We start from the raw sequence: 7,204 nt of genomic DNA, 5'->3' as shown, positions 1-7,204 counted from the left end.
GATATTGATGAACTTTTTGTTTTCTGACAATCATATTTTTTATGCGAACTTCTCATTGCAGATGTCTGCCTTTAACAGATATATTCAACAAGAAGTTCGCATAAAATGGAAGTTCGCATAACACACCTTATGCGAATGTTCTCATAAGGTGTGAGAGGTCGGTAAACGTGAAAGTAGGAGATAAACGCCTACAATTAGCGTTTACCTCCTACTCGATTGATTATCTTCATAGCTGATCATTTTATTCATATACGTTCTTCTTCGCGCGCGTAACAATTTTACAATTTACTGTCATCTGTCACCATTGATATTTAAATTGTTTATTATCAATGCGTTATCATGGTGACAGATGGGTGACAGACGATTTTTGCTGTCACCGACATCGACATCAAAAAACGCTTACCCGACATCGATATCAAAAAGCGCTGTTTTTGTGCGGTCTCAGCCCTGTTTCCAAATCGTCTGTCACCATCACGAAAAAGTAAATTGCTGATAGCCAGCGTGTTGTCAATAGACGGTGACAGTAACAGATGTTTTGCAACTTTTTTTTATCAAGGTAATCCAACTTCCGTTAGTTCAAATAGATTGTGGTTCAGGGCGTGCCTCGCAACCTTGAGCACCAGCAACATCCACTTGCGAAACTCTTAAATTAAGGTAATAAAACGCCGTTTTCCCAATCATAAAACGGCGGTTTTCCCATCATAAAACGGCGTTTTACGAGCGAAAAACAGCAGTTTTCAAGACAGAAAACGGCGTTTTTCTAACCATAAAATGTAAGGGCATAAGAGTTTTTCGGCCAGCGACCGTTGGTCTGGGGCGTAACACCACTTCTGAAACACAATCTATTTGAACGTAACTACCCGGTCTTCTGAGATAGGTGGCAACGGATTCCTATCTCCGAATATCGCCATCAGATAATATGTTTTCCACAAACTCTTTTGGCAGGATGATGTTCTCCACACAGATGGCATCCTTAAACAAGGGCGCAATCTCCTCATTACGAAATCCAGCTATGCCACATCCTATTCGGGTGACGAGGAACGTGAGCTCCTTATGCTCTTTGGAAAAGAGGATAAAGTCATCCACGTACGGCTTGACGGTGTCAACACCGCCCTGCATGGTTGGAATTGCGTATGTCCGGCCATGAAGGCCAACACCCTCGCCCCACACAGCACCAAACCGCCTGTAAGCTAACCATGCCGCACCGCCTCCATGTGCGCCTGCCAGATTGCTGCCAAAGACAAATATCTCGTTCTCTCTCAACTCCGAAATCCTTTCGGAGGTATATTCCCTGTCGTACATAATCTTTTAAATTTTGTTACAAATATAAACCTTTTATTTATAATAACCAAGCAGTTTTGCCTTAAAAAAGCCACAGCAACATGCAAAAAGTGTAATATGTTGGATTTCATCCTTCGTTTTCTCGCCATGGCAATGATTGAGCAAGCTCATCATTGCTCATCTGGCTTAACGAAAACGTTGGATTTCATCCTTCGTTTTCTCGCCATGGCAATGATTGATCAAGCTCATCATTGCTCATCTGGCTTAACGAAAACGTTGGATTTCTTTTCGTGTCCAATAGTTGATTTCTTGTCATGGCCTGGATAAATAACACAATTGTCTGGCAAAAGATGTGTTAGGAACTTCAAGCTTTTTGTCAGCTCGTCATAAGACCCAAAAGGCAAGTCGCTTCTGCCTATACCCAAGCGAAACAATGTGTCACCGGTAAATGCCAAGCATTCTTTCTCGCAATAATATACAACACAGCCTGGAGAATGTCCTGGGGTATGTAATGTAACCAGATTATGGCTGCCGAAGGATATTATCTCAAAATCCTTTAGATAGTGTTTGGGTTTTACAATGTTGTACCGAAAGCCTCCTGCACCATAGATTTCCTCAATTCTCATCTCGACTCTCTCCATCAATGTCTCCTCGGCGTGATGAACTTCGGGTAACAGTCCAAACTCATCATGAATTTGGTCACATGACAACAGATGGTCATAATGCCCATGTGTCAGCAAGCACCTTACAGGTTTCAATTGCTCATCATGTAAGTATTGCTGTAACATCTTTCTCTCATAAGCCTTTTCTGCACAAGGATCAATGATTACACATTCATTGGTCTCGTCACTAACCACATAGCAGTTTGCCCGTGCTGCATTAAAGCAAAATCTCTTTACGTTGATCATTTTACCAATAAGTTTCTATACGTTTTCGATATAATCATCATATCTATATTCAATCACCTTAGGTGAATAGCCTCGTTCATGTATGTCATTGCCATACATGTCAATATTGTGTTTAACACCAAGCGTGTCAGTAAATGAGCATACATGTAGTTTGCCATGTCCATACTCTTCATCACGAAACACGAAATCTGTACCCCGCGCTATTATTTCTGTCTTGCTAAATAGGGTGTTGTATTTCTCTCCCATAAGCATATACATCTCTTCATGTTTTACGGAGTATTCCACATCTTTTTCGTAGCAGCGTGGTATATGCCTTAACGTGTCTACCCTATAGCCATTCTCTAAGCATTTGCCAAAAGGGTGGAAGGCTGTTACCAACCTTATTTGATGGCCATCGTTAATTGCGCGCAAGCCAGTATCAAGTTTTATCGCAGTTGTGATAAATGCGATATATCCGATACCGATAAAGTATATTATCCATCCGTCTTTGTCGTCTGTTATGCTATCTGGAAGCATATAGAAAAATAGAGCCAAGAGCCAGAAGGCAGGCATAATTAACACGGTGTAATAATGCTCACAGTAAAGACTGTAGCCAATTATTAGAGCGGCTACTGATATCTTTATGATAAAAACTATTATCTTCATACAGGAAAGCTTTATTTATGGTTATTAAATTTCGAAGATAAGAAGATTGTCTTGTTTCAGGCCTTTATTCTCTTAAGGGGGGCTATTAATTCCCACCTTAACTTAGTGATGATAATTCATATCAAGTTATTTTTTATCGTCTCTTAAATTCAGCCTGTGCTGCGCTATCCAGTCAATGATGCCTCTGGCAATGGAAACGTGGGCACTCAGGGTTTGGCTTCCTTTCATTACAATGTTCACGCTAATTGTATACCCGGGAATGAAACCACAAAACATGGTGCAGCGGTAACCAATATTGTTTGCTTGCGAAACATTTGTTATGCCAGACACTGAGACATATTCTGAAGCTACATTCCTTAGTGTCCCACACTCAACTTCTGCCCTCATCGCGTTTTTTAATGAGTCAATATTGCGCCTTAGAGCCATTTGCTCATATATTGCTTTGGTAGAATCTGACTCGTAAAACCGTGGCATCATCATTCTGCCATCGTTGGCTATCCCCTGCATCCATATGGTCATTTGCAATGGGGTGATTCTGTCCCGATAACCTAAAATCCCTATGGGGTCCCATGGAGTATTCTCATAATCGTTGCAGAACTCCTCGTATGTCCTTTCATCATCTTTGTCTCCCAGGTCAATTCCTGTTTTGCCGAGATAATATGCCAGAGTCCCCATAGATCTTGCAAAATGTGCCTCGCATGCTTTTAGAATGACTATGTCAGAGCAATTCATGGCCCTGTCTAACCTGATATCTCCCCAGCCGTCAATCGGTCTGTTGTAGTCTTTTATGGTGCAACCGGCCTGCTTGTCAGTAAATACTCCTGAAGTATGGTAACTCTCACCAGAGGAAGCTCCACACTCAAGAAGTGCGAGAAATAGGACTGCTCTTGAATTCCCTGCTGCCACATAATGCTTGTAGTCATCATCTTGTTCCCATCCCTGGCTTGTGCGGGTGAGATTGATATTTGACCTTACAATCCCACTCTCGGTTTCCATCACGACTACAGACGCAAACGAAACGTCAGTCTCTATTGGTTTGACAACTTCCATAATTATATTCTTTGACACGTTCTGCAACGTTGTGTCTTGAAGGGGTTGTGCATGGATATTCATAGCCACGAGCACAATAAGTAGTGTAATAAAGTTTCTCATATCATTCTTTTTTCTAACTGTTATTGTTTTTGTTGTGATAACACCTTATAGTTATACATTCTGGCATCTCTACATATATGGTTCTATAGCTTCAGCCCAATTTTCAGGAAATGTAGATGGATAAAGACTGACGGCCTTTGATGCAGCAGCTTTTGCCTCTTCTGTCTTCCCTTGCATGCCAAGATTTAACGAATAAAGCCAATACATATATGAAAGTGTCTCGTCGAAAACGCCAGGTTCCTGTTTCCAGTACTTAATGGCCTTTGCAATTAGTATCTCGGCCTGGTGGTCTTGTTTCGTTGCCCCCCAATACGAATATACCAAAGCCAGACCGTCAAGGTCGTTTGCAGCTTTCATGAGCCTAACGGCCTGCTGCCAGAGCTCATCCGATTTGTCTTGCATGCCACATGTCTCCAGCACATCTGCATAGTTGCGTAACGCAACGGCGATGTCTTTTGTCGTTGCATATAGCATATACTCAGCTTGCATTGCTTCTTCGAAGAAATCGACGGCATAATAATATAGCTCATACGCTATAGCCCATTCGGTAATTGCCATTGACACCTCAAACCTGCAAGAAGCATCAGCTCTGTTTATAAGTTCTTTCCATTGCTTTATGCCTTTTTCTATGTTTCCTTTTAGTATTGTAATCCGGGCCAGATTGACAGACAGCAACAGGCGGTCTTTTAAATTGGTCGTGTTGTTGATCTCGTTAAGAATATGTTTTCTGGCATCATGATATTTCCCTCTTCCCAAATCAATTTCAAAACCAAGCAACGAGATGCTTCTTGCATACTCTTTGCCAATAACACAATCGGGAACCGTGCCCCCCTCAAAGACGGGACTTAGGGCATCAACCAATGCCTTGTCAGGGCTTATTTCGCCAATGAAGATTTGACGAGCTTTTTCAAGATGAGTTGCGCATTTGTCATAATCTCTACGTGTCAGGCATGTTGATGTCTCACTGATAGCCTTGTAAAAGCGAACACCTGGAGCAAATGTGGCATCATTCGTATGAAGCGGTTGCATTAGAGCTTCATAAATGTCCGCTGTGCAAAAGCACCCTCTTTCATGGCTCGACTCAATAATAGCAGAGTACAATGCTGATATGTCAGCAGCGGAGTAGCCATAATTGAAGTGGTTGTAATTGACATAGTCACGATATGCTTCAATACTCTTTCTGGATAGGCCGGCATGCGCATATATGAGATAACGGATTATGGATATCGTGCTTAATTCCGGAGAATAATTGGAATATAATTTTAAGCACATTAACTCCGCTTTTTCGAGATACTCATTGGCGGTAGACGGATTGTCTATGGCTAACAATGACTCAATCTCGAAAAACATTATCCGTAAAGGATGAATCTCTGGTATGTCTCTCTTCTTAATAAGTCTTTTGCCCTCCCGAAACCATCGGATGCAACTCCCCCTTATACCACAAAAACCGCAGAGAAGTGACAAGTACAAACAGATACGAATGTTTTTGTCAGTGGAGTTTTCTTGCATGTTGTTTAAATATGCGTTGTAAGCATAATGGAAAGCCATAGCTGTGAGACCTAAGTCGTTATTCATTTTTGAGCGGGATATAAGTAACTCGTTATCATTCGTCGATGACAGTTCTGCCGCATTAAAGAAGGCAATGGCTTCATCGTATCTGAAAATATTGGCATACAATGTTCCTAATGGTCTATAGAAACTTATGTCACCCGTAATTCTCATGCAGAATGACAACAGCTTGTAGTCTATACGTTCTTCCAAACGAGTTACGGGACGTCTCTTGTTATTGGGGAAAGACAGCTCGACATTTGAGGCAAAATGCAGAACACTCTTCATGAAAAGCTTGACGAACGGGTCATCCTTTCCAATAACATTATCCCATTTCTCCATGATATATCCCAACAGCAGTCTGGCTGCAACAAAATACTGCTGTCTGGAAGCATAATCGTCTAAGGGCTCTATTGATAAATAGCCATCAAGATTTGATAACAGGCACATCAGGTAGTTCACTCTTAATGTGCGCTTGTCCAATATTGCGCAAGATACCCCCGTGTCACAATATATCCTGTTGTGATCGAGAAATAGCCAATTCCTTCTGTCAAGAGAAGATATCATGTCGCATAATACATGAGGGTCGTCTGGCTTATGGAGATTACACAGAGCAGCAATCTCCAATCCTTCCATGCATATAACAGAGGCTATAGTCATCAACCGCTTTTCCTCCTCTGTCAATGTCTCTGCAAACATCTTCCGGATATACTCTTTGTTCATATCGTTATATTATTACGTTTATACAAGTTGCTTTATAAATCATGTTTATATATAGTTAATTGCAGGTAACGTTACCATTGCCCCCTTTCCTTTCAGGAATGTAAAAGGTCTTAGTCGGTATCGCCGAAGACATATCCTATCCTCAAACCGAAAGACGGCGCGTGCTCAAACTCGCCAAAACGCATGTATTCCCCACCTTTTGACGATACGCTTTTCCCTTCAATTCTCTGTTTCATGGGACGGTAAAAAACGCCAATAGAGAAGCCATATAACACCAAATCAGCAGATATCTTTATCGAGAAAGAGCCGCTCTTGATATCAGGGTCAAACCATGCTGCAGATGTTGAGTAGCCAATAAATGGATTGATCATTAATCCTGTTGTACTGTCAAAACCGTCAAAGGGAATAAAGAAAGACGGACCCATATATATGTCCCAGATAAACTTGCTATCATTGAACCACTCAATTTTTTCTGTGTTTATCCAACGGAAATTCGCAGAAAGTCCGAAGCCTGCAATCCCGTCATCGCCAGAGCCTCTGAATCCTAACTCCACTTCAGGACAGAAACTGCTTTTCACTGACATTCCGTCCTGCTTAAGTTTCTGACTTATTGTGCTTCCGAAATGAGCCCACCCGTCAAATCTTTGTGATTTTCCTTGTGCAGAGCACATTAGAAGTAACGATAATATTACTATTCTACTGGCAATAAATAAATTAGTCTTTTTCATTGTTCCTTTTCTTTTAAGATTTGTTATTGTAATGATAATATTTGCGGAATCTGTCGTCATTGCATTTTTGTTATTGCGCCAATGATGTTTTCCACGACGCTCACCGTCTGTGCATCTCCTCAACACAACACCATTCGTAGAGGCTATGCCCGTTCTGTTGTCCGGAATAAAGGCATGGACCGCCAGGAATCATGCCAGGAATGCCTGCTGTATGCAATG

General features: G+C 41.5%; 6 protein-coding genes. All 6 read right to left on the bottom strand.

Annotated elements, in window-relative coordinates:
* Positions 1 to 891 precede the first annotated feature (891 nt).
* Complete coding sequence (locus tag CIL02_RS10185) at positions 892 to 1,302, bottom strand: hypothetical protein (RefSeq protein ID WP_094401428.1); 411 nt, start codon at positions 1,300 to 1,302, stop codon at positions 892 to 894.
* Between the two features lie 227 nt (positions 1,303 to 1,529).
* On the bottom strand, positions 1,530 to 2,189 hold the full coding sequence (locus tag CIL02_RS10180; protein ID WP_094401427.1) for an MBL fold metallo-hydrolase: 660 nt from the start codon (positions 2,187 to 2,189) through the stop codon (positions 1,530 to 1,532).
* A 15-nt stretch (positions 2,190 to 2,204) separates the two neighbouring features.
* A complete protein-coding gene (locus tag CIL02_RS10175; protein WP_094401425.1) occupies positions 2,205 to 2,834 on the bottom strand; it encodes a hypothetical protein in 630 nt (209 codons plus the stop codon).
* 126 nt (positions 2,835 to 2,960) lie between these two features.
* Positions 2,961 to 3,986 (bottom strand): penicillin-binding transpeptidase domain-containing protein, encoded by a 1,026-nt coding sequence (locus tag CIL02_RS10170; RefSeq protein WP_094401423.1) that lies wholly within the window; start codon positions 3,984 to 3,986, stop codon positions 2,961 to 2,963.
* A 69-nt stretch (positions 3,987 to 4,055) separates the two neighbouring features.
* Positions 4,056 to 6,218, bottom strand: coding sequence for a hypothetical protein (locus CIL02_RS10165; protein WP_141210197.1), 2,163 nt, complete (start codon positions 6,216 to 6,218; stop codon positions 4,056 to 4,058).
* A gap of 149 nt (positions 6,219 to 6,367) precedes the next feature.
* Positions 6,368 to 6,985 carry a hypothetical protein gene (locus tag CIL02_RS10160; RefSeq protein WP_141210196.1) on the bottom strand — a complete coding sequence of 206 codons (618 nt, stop codon included), beginning with the start codon at positions 6,983 to 6,985 and terminating at the stop codon, positions 6,368 to 6,370.
* Between the last annotated feature and the right edge of the window lie 219 nt (positions 6,986 to 7,204).

This window comes from Prevotella sp. P3-122 (genome assembly GCF_002251365.1).
Classification (GTDB): domain Bacteria; phylum Bacteroidota; class Bacteroidia; order Bacteroidales; family Bacteroidaceae; genus Prevotella.
Note: the sequence above shows the minus strand (reverse complement) of the source record. Positions and strands in the feature narration are given on the sequence as shown.

What these genes read in the sequence shown, in the direction of transcription:
- CIL02_RS10185 (WP_094401428.1), bottom strand. Translation starts at nt 1,302, where the DNA reads ATGTACGACAGGGAATATACCTCCGAAAGGATTTCGGAGTTGAGAGAG.
- CIL02_RS10180 (WP_094401427.1), bottom strand. Translation starts at nt 2,189, where the DNA reads ATGATCAACGTAAAGAGATTTTGCTTTAATGCAGCACGGGCAAACTGC.
- CIL02_RS10175 (WP_094401425.1), bottom strand. Translation starts at nt 2,834, where the DNA reads ATGAAGATAATAGTTTTTATCATAAAGATATCAGTAGCCGCTCTAATA.
- CIL02_RS10170 (WP_094401423.1), bottom strand. Translation starts at nt 3,986, where the DNA reads ATGAGAAACTTTATTACACTACTTATTGTGCTCGTGGCTATGAATATC.
- CIL02_RS10160 (WP_141210196.1), bottom strand. Translation starts at nt 6,985, where the DNA reads ATGAAAAAGACTAATTTATTTATTGCCAGTAGAATAGTAATATTATCG.